General features: G+C 69.8%; 20 protein-coding genes. 10 read left to right on the top strand and 10 right to left on the bottom strand.

The window, feature by feature from the left end:
* Position 1 precedes the first annotated feature (1 nt).
* Genes hutU through hutI form a run of 4 tightly spaced genes read left to right on the top strand, consistent with a single transcriptional unit; the run spans position 2 to position 5278 of the window.
* Positions 2-1654, top strand: a complete 1653-nt coding sequence (gene hutU / locus ACIBTM_RS44140; protein ID WP_395883097.1) for a urocanate hydratase — start codon at positions 2-4, stop codon at positions 1652-1654.
* Entirely contained in the window at positions 1651-2847 is a 1197-nt protein-coding gene (locus tag ACIBTM_RS44135; protein WP_395883096.1) for an allantoate amidohydrolase, read from the top strand. Before hutU ends, ACIBTM_RS44135 begins: the two co-directional genes overlap by 4 nt.
* Positions 2844-4148: a formimidoylglutamate deiminase gene (locus ACIBTM_RS44130; protein WP_395883095.1), complete on the top strand. Its 1305-nt coding sequence runs from the start codon at positions 2844-2846 to the stop codon at positions 4146-4148. Before ACIBTM_RS44135 ends, ACIBTM_RS44130 begins: the two co-directional genes overlap by 4 nt.
* Positions 4136-5278 carry an imidazolonepropionase gene (hutI, locus tag ACIBTM_RS44125; RefSeq protein WP_395883094.1) on the top strand — a complete coding sequence of 381 codons (1143 nt, stop codon included), beginning with the start codon at positions 4136-4138 and terminating at the stop codon, positions 5276-5278. Before ACIBTM_RS44130 ends, hutI begins: the two co-directional genes overlap by 13 nt.
* On the opposite strand, the gene ACIBTM_RS44120 is transcribed toward hutI, so the two are convergent.
* The 3 genes from ACIBTM_RS44120 to ACIBTM_RS44110 are packed head-to-tail and all read right to left on the bottom strand — an operon-like array spanning position 5241 to position 7002.
* The gene (locus ACIBTM_RS44120; RefSeq protein WP_395883093.1) at positions 5241-6008 is read right to left on the bottom strand and encodes a hypothetical protein; all 768 of its coding nucleotides are present in this window, start codon (positions 6006-6008) and stop codon (positions 5241-5243) included. The two genes, hutI and ACIBTM_RS44120, sit on opposite strands and share 38 nt — an antisense overlap.
* Positions 6009-6046: 38 nt before the next feature.
* The gene (locus ACIBTM_RS44115; RefSeq protein ID WP_395883092.1) at positions 6047-6796 is read right to left on the bottom strand and encodes a hypothetical protein; all 750 of its coding nucleotides are present in this window, start codon (positions 6794-6796) and stop codon (positions 6047-6049) included.
* Positions 6793-7002, bottom strand: a complete 210-nt coding sequence (locus ACIBTM_RS44110; RefSeq protein ID WP_034322109.1) for a hypothetical protein — start codon at positions 7000-7002, stop codon at positions 6793-6795. The genes ACIBTM_RS44115 and ACIBTM_RS44110 overlap by 4 nt, the downstream gene beginning before the upstream one ends.
* Positions 7003-7099: 97 nt before the next feature.
* Between ACIBTM_RS44110 and ACIBTM_RS44105 the strand changes: the two genes are divergently transcribed.
* Both ACIBTM_RS44105 and ACIBTM_RS44100 read left to right on the top strand, forming a co-directional pair.
* Positions 7100-8722 (top strand): histidine kinase, encoded by a 1623-nt coding sequence (locus ACIBTM_RS44105; RefSeq protein ID WP_395883091.1) that lies wholly within the window; start codon positions 7100-7102, stop codon positions 8720-8722.
* Positions 8697-9371 carry a response regulator gene (locus ACIBTM_RS44100; protein WP_378372163.1) on the top strand — a complete coding sequence of 225 codons (675 nt, stop codon included), beginning with the start codon at positions 8697-8699 and terminating at the stop codon, positions 9369-9371. Before ACIBTM_RS44105 ends, ACIBTM_RS44100 begins: the two co-directional genes overlap by 26 nt.
* Here ACIBTM_RS44100 and ACIBTM_RS44095 read toward each other — a convergent pair.
* On the bottom strand, positions 9316-10437 hold the full coding sequence (locus ACIBTM_RS44095; protein WP_395883090.1) for an FAD-dependent monooxygenase: 1122 nt from the start codon (positions 10435-10437) through the stop codon (positions 9316-9318). The genes ACIBTM_RS44100 and ACIBTM_RS44095 overlap by 56 nt on opposite strands.
* 43 nt (positions 10438-10480) lie before the next feature.
* Here ACIBTM_RS44095 and ACIBTM_RS44090 point away from each other — a divergent pair, with 43 nt between their 5' ends.
* Complete coding sequence (locus ACIBTM_RS44090; RefSeq protein ID WP_395883089.1) at positions 10481-11026, top strand: TetR/AcrR family transcriptional regulator; 546 nt, start codon at positions 10481-10483, stop codon at positions 11024-11026.
* A gap of 310 nt (positions 11027-11336) precedes the next feature.
* Here ACIBTM_RS44090 and ACIBTM_RS44085 read toward each other — a convergent pair whose 3' ends face one another.
* Genes ACIBTM_RS44085 through ACIBTM_RS44075 form a run of 3 tightly spaced genes read right to left on the bottom strand, consistent with a single transcriptional unit; the run spans position 11337 to position 14028 of the window.
* Positions 11337-12083 (bottom strand): ABC transporter permease, encoded by a 747-nt coding sequence (locus ACIBTM_RS44085; protein WP_395883088.1) that lies wholly within the window; start codon positions 12081-12083, stop codon positions 11337-11339.
* Positions 12080-13114, bottom strand: coding sequence for an alpha/beta hydrolase family protein (locus ACIBTM_RS44080; RefSeq protein ID WP_395883087.1), 1035 nt, complete (start codon positions 13112-13114; stop codon positions 12080-12082). The genes ACIBTM_RS44085 and ACIBTM_RS44080 overlap by 4 nt, the downstream gene beginning before the upstream one ends.
* Positions 13111-14028: an ABC transporter ATP-binding protein gene (locus ACIBTM_RS44075; protein WP_395883086.1), complete on the bottom strand. Its 918-nt coding sequence runs from the start codon at positions 14026-14028 to the stop codon at positions 13111-13113. The genes ACIBTM_RS44080 and ACIBTM_RS44075 overlap by 4 nt, the downstream gene beginning before the upstream one ends.
* A 135-nt stretch (positions 14029-14163) precedes the next feature.
* On the opposite strand from ACIBTM_RS44075, the gene ACIBTM_RS44070 reads away from it, so the two are divergent.
* A complete protein-coding gene (locus tag ACIBTM_RS44070; RefSeq protein ID WP_395883085.1) occupies positions 14164-14952 on the top strand; it encodes an ion transporter in 789 nt (262 codons plus the stop codon).
* A 2-nt stretch (positions 14953-14954) separates the two neighbouring features.
* Here ACIBTM_RS44070 and hrpB read toward each other — a convergent pair whose 3' ends face one another.
* Positions 14955-17342 (bottom strand): ATP-dependent helicase HrpB, encoded by a 2388-nt coding sequence (gene hrpB, locus ACIBTM_RS44065; protein WP_395883084.1) that lies wholly within the window; start codon positions 17340-17342, stop codon positions 14955-14957.
* A complete protein-coding gene (locus tag ACIBTM_RS44060) occupies positions 17339-18166 on the bottom strand; it encodes a glutamate ABC transporter substrate-binding protein (protein WP_395883083.1) in 828 nt (275 codons plus the stop codon). The genes hrpB and ACIBTM_RS44060 overlap by 4 nt, the downstream gene beginning before the upstream one ends.
* Positions 18167-18257: 91 nt before the next feature.
* Here ACIBTM_RS44060 and ACIBTM_RS44055 point away from each other — a divergent pair, with 91 nt between their 5' ends.
* Positions 18258-18746: a MauE/DoxX family redox-associated membrane protein gene (locus tag ACIBTM_RS44055; protein ID WP_395883127.1), complete on the top strand. Its 489-nt coding sequence runs from the start codon at positions 18258-18260 to the stop codon at positions 18744-18746.
* A gap of 2 nt (positions 18747-18748) precedes the next feature.
* Positions 18749-19543, top strand: a complete 795-nt coding sequence (locus ACIBTM_RS44050; protein WP_395883082.1) for a DsbA family protein — start codon at positions 18749-18751, stop codon at positions 19541-19543.
* A gap of 136 nt (positions 19544-19679) precedes the next feature.
* On the opposite strand, the gene ACIBTM_RS44045 is transcribed toward ACIBTM_RS44050, so the two are convergent.
* Positions 19680-20573 (bottom strand): LysR family transcriptional regulator, encoded by an 894-nt coding sequence (locus ACIBTM_RS44045; RefSeq protein WP_395883081.1) that lies wholly within the window; start codon positions 20571-20573, stop codon positions 19680-19682.
* Positions 20574-20593 lie beyond the last annotated feature (20 nt).

Here is a 20593-nt window from a genome sequence, read left to right as displayed (position 1 = left end):
CATGACCCGCACGGTCCGTGCCGCCCGAGGCACCACGCTCACCGCGAAGAACTGGCAGACCGAAGCCGCGCTGCGGATGTTCCACAACAACCTCGACCCCGAGGTCGCCGAGCGCCCCGAGGATCTGGTGGTCTACGGCGGCACCGGCAAGGCCGCCCGCAACTGGGCCAGTTTCGACGCGATCACCCGCGAACTGACCACTTTGGACAATGACGAGACGCTGCTCGTCCAGTCCGGCAAGCCGGTCGGCGTGTTCCGCACGCACGAATGGGCGCCGCGCGTGCTCATCGCGAACTCCAACCTCGTCGGGGACTGGGCGACGTGGCCGGAGTTCCGCCGCCTGGAGGCGCAGGGCCTGACCATGTACGGCCAGATGACCGCGGGATCCTGGATCTACATCGGCACGCAGGGAATCCTGCAGGGCACCTACGAGACTTTCGCCGCCGTCGCGAAGAAGCGGTTCGGCGGCAGCCTCAAGGGCACGCTCACCGTCACCGCCGGTCTCGGCGGCATGGGCGGCGCGCAGCCGCTCGCGGTCACGATGAACGACGGTGTCGCGCTCGTCATCGAGTGCGACCCGCAGCGCGCTCATCGCCGTGTCGAGACCCGCTACCTCGACGAGGTCGCCGACGACCTCGACGACGCGATCCGCCGGGTGGAGGCCGCCAAGAAGGAGAAGCGCGCGCTGTCCGTCGGCGTGGTCGGCAACGCCGCCGAGGTGCTGCCCGAACTGCTGCGCCGCGGTGTCGAGGTCGACATCGTCACCGACCAGACCTCCGCGCACGACCCGCTTTCCTATCTGCCCAAGGGCGTCGGCGTCGACGAGTGGCAGGACTACGCGGACAAGAAGCCCGACGAGTTCACCGAACGCGCCCGCGAGTCGATGGCGGAGCACGTCGAGGCGATGCTCGGCTTCCTCGACAAGGGCGCCGAGGTCTTCGACTACGGCAACTCGCTGCGAGGCGAGGCGAAGCTCGGCGGTTGCGAGCGCGCTTTCGATTTCCCGGGATTCGTGCCCGCCTACATCCGCCCGCTGTTCTGCGAGGGCAACGGCCCGTTCCGCTGGGCGGCGCTGTCCGGCGACCCCGAGGACATCGCGGCGACCGACCGCGCGATGCTGGAACTGTTCCCGGAGAACGAATCCCTCGCGCGCTGGATCCGGCTCGCCGGGGAACGCGTCGCCTTCCAGGGGCTTCCGTCGCGGATCTGCTGGCTCGGCTACGGCGAGCGGCACCTCGCGGGCCTGCGGTTCAACGAGATGGTCGCCAGCGGCGAGCTGAAGGCGCCGGTCGTCATCGGCCGTGACCACCTCGACTCGGGCAGTGTGGCTTCGCCGTACCGCGAGACCGAGGGCATGGCGGACGGTTCCGACGCGATCGCCGACTGGCCGCTGCTGAACGCGCTGGTCAACACCTCGTCGGGCGCCAGCTGGGTGTCGATCCACCACGGCGGCGGCGTCGGCATGGGCCGCTCCATCCACGCGGGCCAGGTCAGCGTGGCGGACGGAACCCTGCTGGCGGCGCAGAAACTCGAACGTGTGCTCACCAACGACCCGGGCATGGGTGTCATCCGGCACGTCGACGCGGGCTACGACCGTGCCGCCGACGTCGCCGACGAGCGCGGCGTGCGCGTGCCCATGCGGGACGCCGAGTGACCGCGTCCTCGCTGCTGGAGGAGATTTCGGACGTCGGCCGCGACCCGAAGCGCGGCGGCTACTCCCGCCACGCCTTCGACGCGGCCGAAACCGAACTGCGCGCGTGGTTCGTCGAGCGTGCCGGGCGGCTGGGACTGGGCGTCGAGACCGACCGCAACGGCAACATCTGGGCCTGGTGGGGCACACCCGGCCCGGACGCGGTCGTCACCGGGAGCCATCTCGACTCGGTGCCCGGCGGTGGCGCCTTCGACGGCCCGCTCGGGGTCGCGAGCGCGCTCGACGCGGTGGAGATCTTGCAGGCCAAGGGATTCCGCCCAGCCAAGCCGTTCGCCGTCGTGGTCTTCGCGGAAGAGGAGGGCGGCCGTTTCGGCGTGCCGTGCCTCGGCTCGCGCCTGCTGACCGGGACCATCGACGCCGACAAGGCACGCGGCCTGCGCGACCCGGACGGCGTCACGTTCGCGGAAGCGGCGGCGAAATCCGGTCTCGATCCCGATCGGGTCGGCCGCGATTCCGAGCGGCTCGGGCTGATCGGGCGGTTCCTGGAGCTGCACGTCGAACAGGGGCGCGGGCTGATCGACCTCGGCTCGCCGGTCGCCGTCGGCAACACGGTGATCGCGCACGGCCGGTGGCGATTCTCCTTCCAGGGACAGGGAAACCACGCCGGTGCGACGCTGCTCGGCGATCGTCGTGACCCGATGATCCCGGCGGCGGAGACCGTTCTCGCCGTGCGGAAACTGGCGAAGGTGACCGCGGACGCGAGGGCCACTGTCGGCAGGCTCGTGCCGACGCCCGGCGGGACGAACGTCATCGCGTCCACTGTGGACCTTTGGCTGGACGCGCGGGTGCCGGGCACGGATACACCCGAGCTGGTCGCGGAGATCGCGAAGCTGGCCGAAGAGGCGGCCGGGCAGGAGGGCTGCCGGGTCGAGGTCACCAGGGAGTCGTACTCGGACGACGTGGTCTTCGACGACGCGCTGCGCCGAGACCTGGGCACCTGGCTGGGCGGGCCGCCGGAACTGCCGACCGGGGCCGGGCACGACGCGGCGATCCTCGCCGGGTTCGTCCCGTCCGGGATGCTTTATGTGCGTAACCCCACCGGGATCAGCCATTCCCCGGAGGAGTTCTCCGAAGCGGAGGACGTCGACCACGGTGCCCGCGCGCTCGCGGAGGTCCTGGAGAAACTGTCGACATGACGACATATTGGTGTGAACGTGCCTGGCTGCCGGACGGGATCGCCGATGCCGTCCGGATCGAGGTCGACGGCGGCAAGATCGCTTCCGTGACGGCGAACGCGCCCCGTGAGGGGGCCGTCCTGAGTGGACTGACCTTGCCAGGCTTCGCGAACGGGCACTCGCACGCGTTCCACCGTGCGCTGCGCGGGCGGACGCACCACGACCGCGGGACCTTCTGGACGTGGCGCGAGCGGATGTACTCGCTCGCGTCCCGGCTGGACCCGGACTCGTATTACCGTCTGGCGCGCGGGGTCTACGCCGAGATGGTGCTGGCCGGCTACACGAGTGTCGGCGAGTTCCACTACCTGCACCACGCACCGGGCGGAAAGCCTTACGCCGCCCCGAACGCGATGGGCGAGGCGCTGCGGCAGGCCGCCAGGGACGCCGGGATCCGGCTGACCTTGCTCGACACGTGCTACCTCGCGGGCGGGATCGGCATCGAACCCGACGAGGTGCAGCGGCGGTTCTCCGATGGGACGGCCACCAAGTGGGCGCAACGAGCCGGTGAATTGCGGGAGGACGGGACGTTCCGGGTCGGGGGCGCGATTCACTCGGTACGCGCCGTTCCCGAGGACGAATTGTCCGAAGTGGACAACGGGACGCCAGAGAATCGTCCGCTGCACATCCATCTTTCCGAGCAGCGGGCCGAGAACGAGCAGTGCATGGCGGCCTATCACTGGACTCCGACGGGCCTGCTCTGGGACAATGGAGTGCTCACCGATCGCCTCACCGCGGTGCACGCGACGCACCTGACACCGGGCGACATCAAATGGCTCGGCGAGGCCGAGAGCCGGGCCTGTTTCTGCCCGACGACCGAGCGGGATCTCGGCGACGGCATCGGCCCCGCGCGGACGCTGCTGGACGCGGGGGTGCGGCTCTCGCTCGGCAGCGACAGCAACGCGGTCGTCGACGCGTTCGAGGAGACCAGGGCGCTGGAACTGAACGAGCGGCTCGCCAGCGAGAAGCGCGGCCGGTTCACCGCGGAGGAACTGCTCGCGGCCGCGACGGATCACGGCGCGGTCGGCTGGGACGAGGTCGGCGAGCTGGCTCCGGGCGCGGGCGCGGACCTGGTCACGGTGGGGCTCGGTTCGGTGCGGACTGCCGGGATCGAGCCGTCCGGCGTGGTCTTCGCCGCTTCCGGTGCGGACGTCCGAGACGTCGTCGTCGCCGGGCGTGAGATCGTCCGCGACGGCGTGCATCAGCTGATCGACCGGCCGGAAACGGTCTTGGCCAAGGAGATCGAGGCATTGTGGCAGTCCTGATCACGGGAATCGGCGAGCTCACGACGAACGACGCCGAATTGGGCAAGCTCCGCGACGCGGCCGTCGTCATCGATGGCGAAGCGATCGCGTGGGTCGGTTCGGCGGCGGGCGCGCCCGACGCGGACGAGCGGGTCGACGTCGAGGGCCGTGCGGTGCTGCCCGGTTGGGTGGACAGCCACACGCACCTCGTGTTCGCCGGGGACCGCACCGCCGAGTTCGAGGCGCGGATGGCCGGGAAGGCGTACAGCGCCGGGGGGATCGCGGTCACCGTCGACGCGACGCGGTCGGCTTCCGACGAGCGGCTGGCGGCGAACCTGCGGCGTCACGTCGACGAAGCGGCGAGGCAGGGCACGACCTGCCTGGAGACGAAGACCGGATACGGGCTCAACGTCGAAGACGAGGCTCGTTCCGCGCGGATCGCCGCCGAAGTGGCCGACGAGGTGACGTTCCTCGGCGCGCATCTGGTGCCGCCGGGCGCGGACGCTGAGTCCTATGTGGACCTGGTGTGCGGTGACATGCTCGACGCCGTGGCGCCGCTCGTGCGCTGGGCCGACGTGTTCTGCGAGACCGGCGCTTTCGACGAGGCGCAGTCCGGGCGTGTCCTGAAGGCGGCGCGGGAGCGCGGGCTCGGGCTGCGGGTGCACGGAAACCAGCTGGGGGAGGGGCCGGGTGTGCGGCTCGCTGTCGAGCTGGGAGCGGCGAGTGTCGACCACTGCACGTACCTGAGCGAAGCGGACGTCGAGGCCCTCGCTGCTTCGGAGACCGTCGCGACTTTGCTGCCGGCGTGTGACCTGTCGACCCGGCAGCCGCTGGCGCCCGCGCGGCGGCTTCTGGACGCGGGGGCGACGGTCGCGCTGGCGAGCAACGCGAACCCGGGCAGCTCGTACACGACGTCGATGGCGTTCTGCGTGACGACCGCGGTGCTCCAGATGCGGATGACGATCGACGAGGCGGTGTGGTCGGCGACGGCGGGCGGTGCTCGCGCCCTGCGGCGCGACGACGTGGGCTTCGTGCGGCCGGGGGCGCGGGCCGATCTTCACGTGCTGGAGGCGCCCTCGACGACGCACCTCGCCTACCGGCCGGGAGTTCCGCTCACGTCGTCGGTGTGGCGTCGGGGGATCCGCTTGTGAGCGCGTGTTCGAACTTGCGGTTCGGCCCGAGAATCCAGACCTTCTTGGGATCGAGGTAGCCGATCAGGTCGATCAGGGCGTTGTAGACGGTGGTGAGCCGTGCGGCGCCTTCCTCGGGGTACTTCAGGATCTTGGTGGTTTCTTCGAGCAGCGGTGCGAACCAGCCGGCGAATTCGGCGTCGTCCCGGTACCTGCGCCGGAACTGCACGTAGCCGAGACATCGAGGGCGATCCGGGCTGTCCGGATCGATCATCAATTCGCCGATCGCCTGCTGTTCACCGCCGAGCAGCAGGAACACACGCGCGTCGCTTTGCTCGGTGTGACCGGACAGCGCCCCTTTGACCTCGCCGAGACGGCGCATCAGCCGCCGGTTCCGGCCGCGGCTCCCCATGTCCAGGAAATGGGCCTCCTGCTGCAGGATCTGCACCCAGCCGAGGTAGGCGGAAAGCCGGTAAAGGCTCTCATAGCGGTTGTATTCGTCTTGGCGCTCGGTGCCTGGCGCCGCCTGATGGACTTCTTCGCCGGACAGCAGGCGAATCGCGTTCCGCAGCCGCGCGGCCAGCGACGCCGCCGACTGCAGCAGTGGATCCCGGTACCGGCTGACCAGGTCCCGGCGTAGCTGCTCGCGGTCGGAGCGGCGCCGGCGCGCCTCGAATATCCCGCCGAGCACCGCCGTCAGCACCGCGCCGGTCACCGAGACCACCGCGGAGATCACCGAAACGTTGTTCATGTCGTATCACCCCGGCGTGGAGCGTACTGAGAACCGCGCTATCGGATGGTCTCTTCGACGCGGATCCGCAGCTTCGGCGGGAGTTCGCCGAGCAGGTGGGACCACTGCTCGATCCGTTTCTCGCTCAGGTGGGTGAGCAGGTCGAGCACCGGCGCCCACAGGTCCTCGTCGGCGGCCGCGACCCCCAGGAGACCGCGGAACCGGGCCTCGGACAGCAGCCCGAGGACGTGATCGATCCGGCTCTTGTCGTCGAGGACGAACGCGATCCGGATCAGCGCCTCGTCGCCGATGACGGCCAGCGCCCGGCGCACCGTCGGATCGGGCAGGTGGCCGACGAACCGGCCGACGGTGATCCAGTCCTCGCGGCGCACCAGTTCGCCCGCCACCTCGACGACGGTGTCGAGCGGGATCCGCGCGATGATCGCGCTCGCCCGGCGCGGGTCCAGTTCGGCCGCGACGTCGGCCAGGAACGGCGGCTTCAGCCGCTTCGCGACGTCGACGCCCCGGGAGACATCGACCAGCCCGGCGATCCGCGCGCACAGAAGCGGGCCGAAGACCCTCTCGGCGATCTTCGCGAGGATCGGGCTGGGGACGAGCTTGCTCGCCATCGCCATCCGCTCCAGGGCCGCGAGGTTGGCGTCGAACAGCGTGTCCGTGACCTGCTCGCGGAACGCCTGGAGTTCGGCCGCGTCCACGTTCTCCAAGTACGAGAGCCGCTCCGGGGTGGTGCCGAGGACGCGCGCGAGTTTGAGGATCTCCGCCTGGGAGGCGAAGTTTTCGGTGGTCACAGGCCCACCACCTTGCGAACGGTGCCACGCAGAAGCGCGGGTACGTACTTCAGGCCCTCTTCGCCCGCTTCGGCCAAGGCCTTGGCCTGGCGGTGGCGCGCGTCGCGCAACGCGTCGGAGAGGTCCTGTTTCTCGTGGTCGGCCAGCGCTTCGATGCCTGCCGGGACAGGACCGCCTAGCTGACCGGTGAGTGTGCGCTCGGCCATGGTCGATCATCATGCCTCATCGGGCCGGGGAAGCAGGGGACCTTTACTTTCGTCCATGGCGGACCGCTCGTCACGGCTTGTAGCGTCCAGGTCTGTGATGGACGGAGAGGAGCCCGTGCGGCGCGGGCGGCGACTGTTGCTGGACGTCGCGCTGTGGCTCGGGCTCTGCGGCTGGGTGGTCATCGACGCCGGATCCAGCACGAAGCACTGGGAACTGCTTTTCGGGCTCGTCGCGACCACGGCCGCGATCGCGGTGGCTCGCCGGTACCCGCTGGTCTCACTCGCCATCGCCATGGTCGCGAGCTTCATCGTGCTGGGCAGTTTCGGTGGCCGTGTGCCGATCTGGGAGGGCTTCGTCCTCGTCGCGGTGAGTTACCTCGCCGGCTATCGGCAGCCGGTCGCGAAGCCGATGCTGCGCCTGTTCGCCGTCGTTTCGGTGCTGGCGGTGCCGGTCGCGCTGCTGTGGAGCAAGGACGGGTTCGCGTCGTGGGGTGCGCTGCTCGGCGTCCTGGTCTTCGCTGGAGTGACGCCCTGGCTGCTGGGCAGGTACGTCCGGCAGCGCGAGGACATGGCGCGCGACGGCTGGCGCCGTGCCGAGGAGATGGAGAGCCGTCAGCGGCTCATCGCCGACCGTGCGCGGCTGCGCGAGCGCACCCGGATCGCCAGCGACATGCACGATTCGCTGGGGCATGAGCTGAGCCTGATCGCGGTGCGCGCGGCGGCGCTGGAGGTCGCGGGCGGACTCGACGAGCCACAGCGGCAGGCCGCGGGCGAGCTGCGGCAGAGCGCCGCGACGGCGACCGAACGGCTACGCGAGATCATCGGCGTCCTGCGCGAGGACGACGCGCCGACCGAGCCGGTGCACGAGAGCATCGACGAGCTCCTCGACCGGACCAGGGCTTCGGGTGTGCTGATCGAATCCTTTGTGGACGAACCGGTCGACGGTGAGCCGCCGATGGTCGACCGTGCGGCGTATCGCGTGGTCCAGGAATCGGTCACGAACGTGGTGAAACACGCGCCGGGCGCCGCGGTCACCGTCCGGGTCGTGCGGTCCGAAGGGCGGACGGACGTCGTGGTCACCAACGCCGCGCCGCCGGCGGGACCGTTGCCGGGCAGGACGTCGGGCAAACGCGGGCTCATCGGCCTGCGCGAACGGGTCCGGCTGGTCGGCGGGACCCTGCGGGCGGGCCCCCGTGACGGCGGATTCGAGGTCGGCGCGACCCTGCCGCACGACGCGGCACCGGCTGAGGAGTCGCCGGAGAGCCAGGCGGCGATGGACGCCGAGGTGGGGCAGTCGACGTCGGCTCGGGAGCTGGAACGGGCCCGCCGGGACGTCCGGCGCAGCCTGATCCAGGCGATCGTCGTGCCGATCGGGCTTTTCGGCCTGGTGGTCGGGATCAGCGGGGCCGTGTTCGTCGTCAAGTGGTACGGCTCCGAACTCGCCGATGGTGACTACGACCGCATCCATGTCGGCCAGTCCAAGGCGGAGATCGCTTCCCTGCTGCCCGGTGCTCAGCGGGCCGCGCGACCGCGCACGGTGGAGCCTCCCGTGCCGCCGGGGGCGACATGCGAGTACTACGGCACCGAGCGCAGCGTGTTCAACTTGAACTACGAGGCCTACAGGCTGTGCTTCGCCGACGGGAAACTCGTGGCGAAGGACGTGATCAGTGAAGACGAGCAAAGGGGGGACCCGGATGATCCGGGTGGTGCTGGCCGATGACGAGGCGATGATCCGCGCCGGCGTGTCGGCGATCCTGGCCGCGGACGCCGGGATCGAGGTGGTCGCGGAAGCCGAGGACGGGCGCGCCGCCGTCGAGCAGACCCGCGCGACCAGGCCGGACGTCGTGCTCCTCGACATCCGCATGCCGGTCATGGACGGGCTCAAGGCGGCCGAAGAGATCCGGCGGCTGCTGCCCGAGGTCGGCGTCATCATGCTGACCACGTTCGGCGAAGACGCCTACATCGAACGCGCGCTCGGCCTCGGCGCGAGCGGTTTCCTGCTGAAATCCGGCGATCCCCGTGAACTGCTCGGCGGAATCCACGCGGTCGCGGGCGGCGCGGCGTTCCTTTCGCCGAAGGTCGCGCAGCGGGTCATCGCCCGCTTCTCCGGCAACCAGGTGTCCCGCGCCGAAGAGGCGAAGGCGCTGATCGGAAAACTGACCCCGCGTGAGCAGGAAGTGTTGGCGCTGCTGGGTTCCGGACTGTCCAATGCGGACATCGCCGCGAAACTGTTCGTCGTCGAGGGCACGGTGAAGGCCTACGTGAGCACGATCCTCAACCGGCTCGGCGCGCGGAACCGGGTGCAGGCGGCGATCACCGCGTACGAGGCGGGGCTGGTCGGCGGGGGACGGGAGGAGTCCAGCCGCTGACGCCGGCGCCGATGCGGGCGGTGAGCGCGCCGGGGAGCAGCCGGAACACGCCGTTGCGAACGGCCACGGCGAGCGGATTGCGCAACTGTGGCCCGACTTTTCCCGCCTGGACCGAGGCCTTCACGACGCTTTGGCTGCGTGGGCGGCGCTGCTCGTCGTAACTCTTCAGCGCCGCGTCGACGTCTTCGGTGGTGCTGAGCGCGGCTGCGAGGACGACGGCGTCTTCGATCGCCTGGCAGCCGCCCTGGCCGAGGAACGGCGGCATCGCGTGGGCCGCGTCGCCGAGCAGCGCGACGCGGCCTTTCACGTATGAGGGCAGGGGAGTGCCGAGCAGGTAGAGATCGTGGTGGAGCAGTGTCTCGGGCGCGGTCGCTTCGATGAGTTCGGGAATGGGGTCGTGCCAGCCGCCGAAGCGGTTTCGCAGATACGACTTCGGGTCCTCGTGCCGGATGCCCGCTTCGGCGACGTAGCTCGCCCACCAGTAGACGCTGTCGTCGTGCAACGGGATGACGCCGATCTCGGCGCCGTCGTCCCAGCTCGTGCTGAGCTCGATCTTCCGGTCGACGGTGGTCACCGCGCGGAACGCCGTGCTGCCGCTGTAGACCGGTTCGGGGTGCCGCGGCCACAGCTGTCCGCGGGCCGTGCTGTGGATGCCGTCCGCGGCGACGATGACGTCGGCGTCGAGGTCGTCGAGGCGGGTGACCTCGGTGCCGGTGCGGACGCAGCCGTCCGGCAGGGCGTCGCGGAGCGCGCCGATGAGATCCGCGCGGTGAACGGCGGCGAGCGGGCGGCCGTGATGACGGCGGAACGCCTCGGCGTCCCATCGGGTGATGCGGCGGCCGTCGCGGTCGTGGAGACCGCCTGACGACTGTTCTTGTTTTTCGGCGAGGTGGACGCCCAGCGTCTCCAGTGAACGCAGGGCGTTCGGCCACAGGGAGATACCCGCGCCGACGGCGGTGAGTTCCGGTGCTCGTTCGAGGACGGTGACCTCCCAGCCGATGCCGTGCAGCCCGATGGCGGCGCTCAGTCCGCCGATTCCCCCGCCGATCACGATCGCTTTGCGCATGTCGACCTCCTCTACATCTGTAGAGTACTACTACACTTGTAGAGTGCGAAAGGCGACGATCGGGGACGCGGCCATCGAGGTGATCGCGGCCGAGGGGATGCGGGGGCTGACGCATCGCGCGGTCGACCGCTTCGCCGGGCTGCCGCCGGGTTCGACCTCGTACTACGCGCGGACACGGGCGGCGCTGCTGGAACTGGCGATCTCGCGGATGGTCGAACTCGACGAGGTCACCGTCGACCCGCCGCCTGGACGACTTGCCGAGTACGTGGCGGGGTTCGCCCACGCGGCGATCACCGGCGGGCGGACGCGGATGCTCGCGCGATACGAGTTCGCGCTGGAGGCGACGCGGCGGCCGGAGCTGCGGGAGGCCTACGACCGGGGTGGGCTGGTGATTCGGCGGCGGTGCGCGGAGGTGCTCACGGCGTGCGGGTCGGCGGAGCCTGAGCGGCACTCGCGGGTGCTGGTCGCGTGGCTGGAGGGGACGGTCTTCGACGCGCTGGCCGGTACCGGTTCGCTGCGGCCGCCGGGGCTGGAGGAGCTGACGCGGGGGGCGCGGGAGGTTTTGGCGGGGCTCGGGGTGGCGGGGTAGCAAGGGACCTTTGCTACCACTGGGGCCGCTGACCTGCGGAAAGTCAGCGGGGGACCTTTGCTGTCGCTCGCGGGGGCGGTATCCGGTGACCGTGTGGATTTTGGGACATCTGACGTCCCAAAATCCACACGGTCACCGGTGCCCACCTGCGGAAAGAGAGCAAGGGACCTTTGCTACCACTTGGGGCGTCGGCCCGGCGGTCCTGGAACGAGGTGTCGCGAAAGCCACTTTCGGGACGTCTGATGTCCTGAAAGTGGCTTTCGCGACATGCCCGGGCACCCAAGTGGTAGCAAAGGTCCCTTGCTCCCCGTCAGGCGTCGCGCCGCTGCAGCACGGTGGAACCGGTGGCAAGACCGGCCGCAGCCCAAGCCGCACAGAGCGCGACGCCGACCCAAGGCGCGTAGGGCGCGACGCCGCCGAAGATCGGGTTCGGCTGCCCGGGGGTGACCATCGCGTTGACGCCCGCGAAGCCCGGGAAGTAGTTCACGAGGTCTTCCCAGCCCAGCGAACCGGCGAACATCGGGATCATCACCAGCAACACGAACACCGTCACGATCGTCCCCGCCGTCGAGCGCAGCGCCGTCCCCAGACCGAGGCAGAGAAGACCCAGCAGCGCGAAGTAGCCGCCCATCCCCGCCGCGGTCGCGAGGATTTCGCCCACCGAGGAATCGGGCGCGGGGATCAGCGGCGCCGAGACCGCCACACCGGCGAGCGCGTTCAGCGCGCCGTAGCCGAACAGCACCGGCAGCAGGACGGCCGACTTCGCCACGAGGACCCGGTTCCGCACCGGGACCCACTGCAGGGTCGAACGGATGCTGCCACTGGCGTATTCGCTCGTGATGAACAGCGTCGCCAGCGCGACCACGGCGAACTGCGTGAGGTAGAACGCCGCCCCGGTCACCACGGCGTGCGGGGCCATCGGGCGGTCACTGCCGTCTCGCAACGCGAAACCCAGAGCCGCCGAGTAGGCGAGCATCAGGAAGACGCCGCTGATCAGGCACCACCAGGTCGACCGGACCGACCAGAACTTGGTCCATTCCGAAGAGATCGTGTTCATCGTGCGCTCCACTGCTTGAAGAAACCGGTCAGCTCGGTACGGAAGAACTCCAGCGCCTTCCGCGAGTCGATCGAGCCGTACTGGTTTTCGATCTCGGTCGGCGGGAGCTGCGGTCGCAGCCCCAGCTGGTCGATCAGGATCGCCGCGTCGGTCACCGACGAATGGCCGCTGTTCTCGACCAGGTCCTGCTTCTTCGGGCCGGTGAGCCGCGGCCAGGTCTCGTCCCAGGACGCGCGGAAGTACTTCTCGCCGGTCGGGCTGGTCAGCAGCAGGAACGGCCGGTCGAGCGAGACACTGCCGTAGAACGGGCCGTCGACGTTCACTCCCGCCTTGATCCGCCGGTCGGCGACCATCGCGGCGGCGGTCGCCGAACCTCCGGCCGAGTGACCGGCCATCCCGATCTTCGTCGCGTCGATCGACCAGCGCCGGTCCTTCAGCAGCGTGTCGACGACGAACGTCGTGTCCACAGCGCGGTTCGCGATCGCGGCCGGCCACGGCTCGCCAGGGAGTCCACAAGCGACACACTGACGCAGCCCGTCGGGGAACTCCGTCGCCCAGGCTTCGTAGGCGTGGTCCACCCCGGCGACCACGAAACCTTGTGCGGCAAGGTGTTCGGCCACCGAGGTCAGCGTGATGCGGTTGTTGCCCGCGCCCGGCGAAAGCACCACCAGCGGACGCCGTCCCGGCAGGGAAGGCGCGTTCTCCCGCGAGTGGACCCGCACCTTGCTCAGCGCGTCCGGCGGCAGGTCAAGCTTCCGCCCGGCGACCGCGGCCGCCGACTCCGCCTCGGTCATGTACAGCGGCGCGCGCCCGATCGGCACGGCCGGGTACCAGACGTTGACCATCAGCTCGCGGCGCTTTTCGGGCACCCAAGGGTCGGCTCTCCGCTGATCGGTGAGATGCAGCGTGCGCAGCCCGATCGGGTACGGGCCGTCCGGCGCGGGCAGCGACAGCGCCGGTGCCGCCGACGCGACCGCCGGCACCCCCAGCAGGCCGGCGATCACCGCCACCACGATCATGAGTGATTTCATGCCGCGACTCCCGTTCCGTATTCGACCGACGACGCGGTCAGTTCCATGTACGCCTGTTCGAGCGAGGCGGTGCGTTCGGTCAGCCCGTGCACGCGGATCCCGAGTTCGTGCACCGCGTCGCCGACGAGATGAATGGGCAGGTCGTGCACGAGCAGCCGGTCCTGGTCGGCTTCCGTGGTCGCGCCGAGTGCGCGAAGGCGCTGGTCGAGGACACGCAGGTCGGCGGGAGCGGGCACCCGCACCACGACCGACGTCCGCGAATTGCCCGCGATGAACTCGTCGACCGGCGCGTCGGCGAGGAGCTTTCCCTTGCCGATGACGACCAGCCGGTCCGCGGTCAGCTGCATCTCGCTCATCAGGTGGCTCGACACGAACACCGTGCGACCCTCCTCCGCGAGCGAGCGCATCAGGTGCCGCACCCAGCGGACGCCGTCGGGGTCGAGGCCGTTCACCGGCTCGTCGAACATCAGCACCTTCGGGTCGCCCAGCAGGGCACCGGCGATCCCGAGACGTTGTCCCATGCCGAGGGAAAACGTTCCGGCGCGTTTGCCCGCGACGTCGGTGAGGCCCACCGTCGCGAGCACTTCGTCCACCCGGCTCGCCGGGATCCCGTTGCTGCGCGCCATCGCCAGGAGATGCTTGCCCGCGCTCCGGCCGGGATGCAGCGCCTTGGCCTCCAGCAACGCGCCGACCTCGCGCAGCGGGAATCGCAGGTCCTCGTACCTCTTGCCGTCGATGCGAACTTCGCCGGCGCTCGGCGCGTCGAGGCCGAGCGTCATCCGCATGGTCGTCGACTTGCCGGCGCCGTTGGGACCGAGGAAACCGGTCACCTTGCCCGGCTCGACGGCGAAGGTCAGCCTGTCGACCACCGTCTTCTCGCCATAGCGCTTCGTGAGTCCTCGAAGCGTGATCATCCGCGTCCTCCTTCGTGTCCCTGAATCCTCCGACGCGGGGACACCCGCGGACATTGCTCCGAAGTCATCGGCCACCCCTTACTTTCGGCAGGTGCCGGTCGGCACGAGTCCGCGCGGAAAGGCACAATCGGCGCCATGACCACCCGCGAACAACGGCGCGTGAATCCGCTCGACCTGGTGATGCTCGTCCTCGCCGTGTTCTCCGTCGGGCTGCTCGCCTACGTGACGTTCTTCCCGCATTCGGACGAGACGGCGCACCGCGTCTTCGTCATCGACACGACGGTGTGCGGGATCTTCGCGCTGGAATTCCTGTGGCGGTGGCGCCGCCATCGCTGGGAGAAGTGGTTCCCGCTGCGCAACTGGTACGAGATCCTCGGCATGATCCCCATCGCGCATCCGGCGCTGCGCGGCTTCCGGCTGTTGCGGATCATCGTGGTCCTGGTCCGGCTCGCCCGTACGGCGGACCGCGCGTTCGGGGAGCGGTTCACGCAGCGGCTGGTCGAACGGCTTTCCCGGCCGATCGTGCTGGCGATCAAGAAGCCGATCACGATCGCGGTGCTCGACGAGGTGGTGAAGGTGCTGGAAACCGGGAACTATCCGCAGAACCTCGCGCGCTCACTCGGCGAGAACCAGACGCTGTTGCGGGGGATCATCGCGGAGAAACTCAAGAACGACCCGCAGGCCGGGCGGCTTTCGAAACTGCCGTTCCACGACGAGGTGGTGCGTTCGGTGATCGACACCGCGATGCGCGTGATCCTCGAAGTGCTGACCGATCCGCGGATCGACGAATTCTTCGCGCATGTGGTGCGGGAGAACCGGGAGCAGATCCGCAGCGCCGTGCAGCTGGGGCTGAACGAACGTGAGGACGACGAAGAGCTGGCGGCACAGTTGCCGACCAAGCCTCAGCATCAGTTGATGGACTGACCTCAGGAGCCGCGGCGCGCGGTGCGCCGGGTGGGCGCGGCGGTCAGCGGATCCTCCGGCCACGGGTGTTTCGGGTAGCGTCCGCGAAGATCGGCGCGCACGGCCGCGTAACCGTTGCGCCAGAACGATTCCAGATCGGCGGTGACGGCGGCCGGCCGGCCTGCGGGGGAGAGCAGGTGCAGCACCACCGGAACACCCGCCAGCTCCGGCGTCGCGAGCCAGCCGAAGGTCTCCTGCAGTTTCACGGCCAGCACCGGCTGCTCGCCCGAATAGTCGACCCGGATCCGCGAACCCGACGGTACCTCCAGCCGATCCGGCGCCAGTTCGTCCAAACGCGACGCCTCGGGCCAGGGCAGCAATCCGCGCAGCGCGGCGCCCGCGTCCAGCGATGCCAGGTCCGACCGGCGGCGAGCCGAGCCGAGATCGAGCCAATTGTCCAAAGTGGATAGTAAATCCGCGTCGGAGACCGCGGGCCAAGGCGGGCCCAGCACCCGGTGCAGGAACGACAGCCGTTCGCGCAGCCGCCCGCCGTCCTCCGACCAGCGCAGCAGACCGAGCCCCTCGGTGCGCAAACCCTCCAGCAGCGCGGCGCGGATCGCGTCCGGCGCGGGCGAGCGCAACGGCTTCTCCGAAAGCACGATCGCCCCGAGCCGCCGCACCGATCGCGCGACGACGTCACCCGAAGACCAGCGCACTTCGTCCACTGAGGACACCAGATTCGGGGCGGCGCGTACGGCGAGGTCCTCGTCGGCGGGTGCCGCCAGCCGGATGATGCCCTGCGCGCGTCCGGGATCCCGGGTCGCTTCGGCCACGGCCAGCCATTCGACGTCGGCCAGCCCGCTGCCACGCGGGAGTTCGGCCGCCGTTCCCCCGGCCATCAGATACACCGGAGTCCCCGTGGCACGCCGCCGCGCGAGCCGCTCGGGATGCGCGAGCGCCACCACCAGCGCCGGATCGGACGCGTTGCCGCCGTCGGGCACCAGCCGGGAAAGCCGTCGCACGTCGCGTTTCCAGCGCTCGTCGCCGCGTACTCGGCGCAGCTCGGCTTCGAGGTCGGTCAGTGTGCCGCCGCTGTCCAGCAGCGCGACGACTTCGGCGGCCGAACGCGCGTTGGTCCGCGCCGCACCGTCCAGCAACGCCCTCGCCAGCCGCGGATGCAGGCCCAGTCCGGCCATCTTCCGCCCGCGCTCGGTGACCGTGCCGTCCTCCGCGGTCGCCCCGAGCGTGGTCAGCAACGCCCGCCCGGCGGCCAGCGCGCCTTCGCCGGGCGGGTCCCACCAGGCGAGGCCGGAACCGTCCGGAGTGGACCAGCAGGCGAGTTCGAGGGCGAACCGCGCCAGTTCCGCCGTGCGGATCTCGGGTTCGGGATAGGCGGGCAGCGACCCCTGCTCGTGCGCGGCCCAGCATCGGTACGCGCGTCCCGGCGCTTCACGTCCGGCGCGGCCGGCTCGCTGTTCGGCGACCGCGGCCGAAACGCGGACCGTCGCCAGTCCTGGCAGGCCGCGCCGGTGATCGACGCGGGAAACGCGGGAAAGCCCGCAGTCCACCACCGCGCGCACTCCCGGCACGGTCAGGCTGGACTCGGCGACCGAGGTCGAGAGCACCACCCTGCGACGGTCGCGCGGGCGCAGCGCGTCGTCCTGGCTCGCCGCCGAAAGCCGTCCGTGCAGGGGCAGCACGTCGGCGTCGAGGCCGTTGAGAAGCCCGCTCACCCTGGCGATCTCACCGGCACCGGGCAGGAAGGCGAGCACGTCACCGTCCCCTTCGGACAGTGCTTTGTGGATCACGCGGGCCACGGTCGCCTCGATCCGCTCGCCGCGCGCGGGCGGGGAGTACGAGACGTCGACCGGATAGGTCCTCGCGTGCGCGATGATCACCGGTGCGTCGCCGAGCAGGGCCGCCAGCCGTCCGGAGGCCACCGTGGCGGACGTCGCGAGCAGGCGCAGGTCGTCCCGTAGCCCGGCGCGCACGTCCAGCAGCAGCGCGAGCAAGAGATCCGCGTCGAGATGGCGTTCGTGGCATTCGTCGAGCAGGACGGTCGACACCCCGGCCAGTTCGGGATCGCCCTGCACGCGCCGGACCAGCAATCCCGAGGTGACGACTTCGATCCGCGTCGAAGACGACACCTTTCGATCTCCGCGGACCGAATAGCCGACCGTCTCACCGACCCGCTCGCCGAGCAGGGACGCCATCCTCGCCGCCGCGGCCCGTGCGGCGAGCCGCCTCGGTTCGGCGACGATCACCCGGCCTTCGCCGTTGTCCAGCGCGAGCGGCACCAAGGTGGTCTTGCCGGTGCCAGGGGGCGCGACGAGGACCGCGGTGCCGTGCGCGTCGAGCGCGGCTTCGAGTTCGGGCAGGACGGCGCGAACCGGCAGATCGGGAAGGGTCACTTCTCGGTGACCTGTGGCGGAGGCGGGATCCGGTAGCCGGACGGGCCGATGTTGCGGTTCAGCGATTCGAGCCATTCGCCGGACGAGATCATCTTCTGGATCGCCTTGGCCACCGCCGCCCGGCCCTCGGTGTCTTCCTTGCGCAGGCCGACGCCGTACTTCTCCTTCGAGAACGGCTTGCCGACGACCCTCAGCAGCTCCGGGTTCTGCGCCACGTAACCGGCGAGGATGACGTCGTCGGTGGTCACCGCGTCCACCTGCCCGGCGAGGAGGGCGGTGACGCAGTCCTGGTAGCGCGGGTATTCGACGAGCTGCACGGCCTGGGCGAACTTGTCGCGCACCTGTTCGGCGGACGTGGTGCCGCCCACGGCGCACAGCTTGCGGCCGTTGAGGTTCTCGGGGCCGGTGATGTCGGTCGACCGGAGGCGGACGAGGAGATCCTGGCCGGCGTCGAAATAGGGCCCGGCGAAGGCGACCACCTGTTTGCGTTTGTCGGTGATGGAGTAGGTCGCCACCATCAGATCCGTGATCCCCGAGGTGATGTCCGTCTCGCGGGACGACGGCCTGCTGTCGTGCCAGGTGATGTGATCCTCGTCGACACCCAGTTCGCTCGCGACGTACTTCGCCACGTCGACGTCGAAGCCGACGTAGCGGCCGTCCATCGTCCTTCGGGAAAGGCCCGGCTGGTCGAAGCGGATGCCGATGGTGAGTTTGTTGGACGCGACGGCGCGCGCGACGAGGGAATCCGACGGACCGGCCTCTTCGCCGCAGGCCGCCGCTGTGACCAGCATCAAGCAGGCCACCAGCAGGGCGCGTCCCCTCATTGGGTGCCTCCGTCCGCCGCCTCACATTGTTCTCAGGGTCGGCGGTTAGCCTAGGCCCGTGCGTAGACCGCCCCAAGTCGTACTCGACGCCGTGGGCACACTCGCCCGGCTCGGACTGGCCGCCGTCTGGTTGGTTTCCGGAGCGCTGAAGATCAGCGATCCGGGGCAGACCTACATCGCGGTCCAGGCCTTCGATGTCCTGCCGGACGGGCTCGTCCGCCCGGTCGCGATCGGGATGCCGCTCGTCGAACTGGCGCTCGGCCTGTTCCTGCTCGCCGGGTTCGTGACCCGGTGGGTGTCGGTGCTGTCGGTGCTGCTGCTCGCGGTGCTCATCGCCGCCATCGCCCAATCCTGGGCGCGCGGGCTGAGCATCGACTGCGGCTGCTTCGGCGGTGGCGGTCAGGTCGCCGCGGATCAGACGCAGTATCCGCAGGAGATCGCCAGGGACCTCGGATTCGCGCTCCTGGGTGTGTGGCTGATCGTGCGGCCGCGGACCTGGCTGTCGGTGGACGGCTGGCTCGGGAACTCCGGGGCCCCCGCCGACGACGACTATGTGGGTATCGCTGAAGGGAACGAATAATCGTGGGTGGAGCTGAGCGCAACGCTCGGAAACGCAAGCAGCAGCAGACGGCGGCGCGCTCGGTGGCACAGGCCAGGGGCACCGCGGGCGGCGACAGCAAGAAGGTCGTCGCGATCACCGTCGCGGTGGTCGTCCTCGCCGCGCTGGTGATCGGTGGTGTCATCTGGACGACGTCCAACAAGGACAGCACCGAGGGCAAGGTGATCGGGGCACAGCCGACCGCTTCGGCGCCCGGCGTCGTCGAGAAGCGCGACGGGGCCGCTGTGGTCGTCGGCAAGCCCGAGGCGAAGAAGACCATCGACATCTATGCCGACTTCCTCTGCCCGGTCTGCAAGCAGTTCGAAGAGTCGTTCAAGGGCCAGATCGAAGAGCAGGTGAACAACGGGACCCTGCAGGTCCGGTACCACATGCTGCCGATGCTCAACCAGCGCTCCGACCCGCCGGGCTACTCGCTGGACTCGGCCAACGCCTCCCTCGCGGCGGCCGACGCGGGCAAGTTCCTCGCCTTCCACGACGCGCTGTTCAAGGACCAGCCGGAGGAAGGCGGACGCGGCTTCGACAAGGCGCAGCTGATCAAGCTCGGCCAGGACGTCGGCATCACCGACCCGGCCTTCGCGCTCAAGGTCAACAGCGGCGCCTACGAGCAGGAGATCCAGGACGCGTACAAGAAGATCTCCACGGACCCGTCGCTGCAGCAGGACTTCGGCAACGGCCCCGGTTTCGGCACGCCGACCGTCACTTCGAACGGGCAGGTCGTGAAGCTCGAACAGGACTGGGTGCGGAAGGTCATCGGCTAGCTTTCCTCGTGAAGGCCCCCTTGCCTCGGCTGAGCCGCGGGAAGGGGGCCTTCACGTTGTTCGGGGGTGGTGGGCGGCTGGGTGGTAGCAAAGGTCCCTTGCTCCCTTTCCGCAGGTGGGCGCCGCATTCAGAGGACTAAACGCGTTGGTCGCGCGAAGCGGAGGCGACGGCGGCGAAGGCCTGTACGCGGGCTGTCTCGGCGGAGCGCGGCCAGACGAGGCCCCACTCGACGTCGGGTGAGCCGGCGAAGGGCACGAAGCGGATTCGCGGGTGGCTGAAGTACTCCCGCGCGTGCGCGGCGAGCGGGCAGATGCCGGCACCGGTGGCGATCGCGGCGAGCAGCTCTTGAAAGGTCGCGAAGGGGGTGCCCCGGCTCACGGGATGCCCGGCAGGCGTCAGCCATTGCCTCGGTTCCTCGATCCAGTACGGCTCCGGCGGATGCGCCGCGCGAAGGACGGTGTCGCGGGCGAGGTCGTCGAGGGTGACTGACTTCCGTCGCGCGAAAGGGTGTTTCGACGACACCGCGAGCACCATCGGCTCGGTGTACATGGCCGGTCCGGTCGTGAGATCGGGTTCGTCGACCGGAAGCAGCGTCACGAGCACGTCGATCTCACCCGATCGCAGCATCGCGAACGGGTCGGCGAAATCGGCCTCGCGAATGAGCAGCTCGGTGTCCGGATAGCGCTGCCGGAAACGGTCCAGCCGGTCTTCGGTCAGGTCGGCGACGCCCGGTGCCTCGAAGCCCAGCCGCAGCACGCCGCCGATCCCACGGCCGGCCGCGATCGCGCGATCGATGCCTTCATGCAGCGCGCGGTAGGCGGGGCCGAGGTCGTCCCGCAGCCGTTCGCCGATCGGCGTGAGCCGGACGCGTCGGCTGGTACGGGCGAACAGCGGTACGCCGATCCGGCGCTCCACTTGCTTGATCGTCTGGCTCACCCTCGCCTGCGAGACGTGCAGGCGTTCCGCGGTGCGGCCGAAATGCAGCTCGTCGGCCAGCGCCAGGAAGATCTCGATATCCCGCAGTTCCATAATCTCCAGGTTATCGATCC

Source organism: Amycolatopsis sp. NPDC049868, assembly GCF_044461365.1.
GTDB lineage: Bacteria > Actinomycetota > Actinomycetes > Mycobacteriales > Pseudonocardiaceae > Amycolatopsis.
Note: the sequence above shows the minus strand (reverse complement) of the source record. Positions and strands in the feature narration are given on the sequence as shown.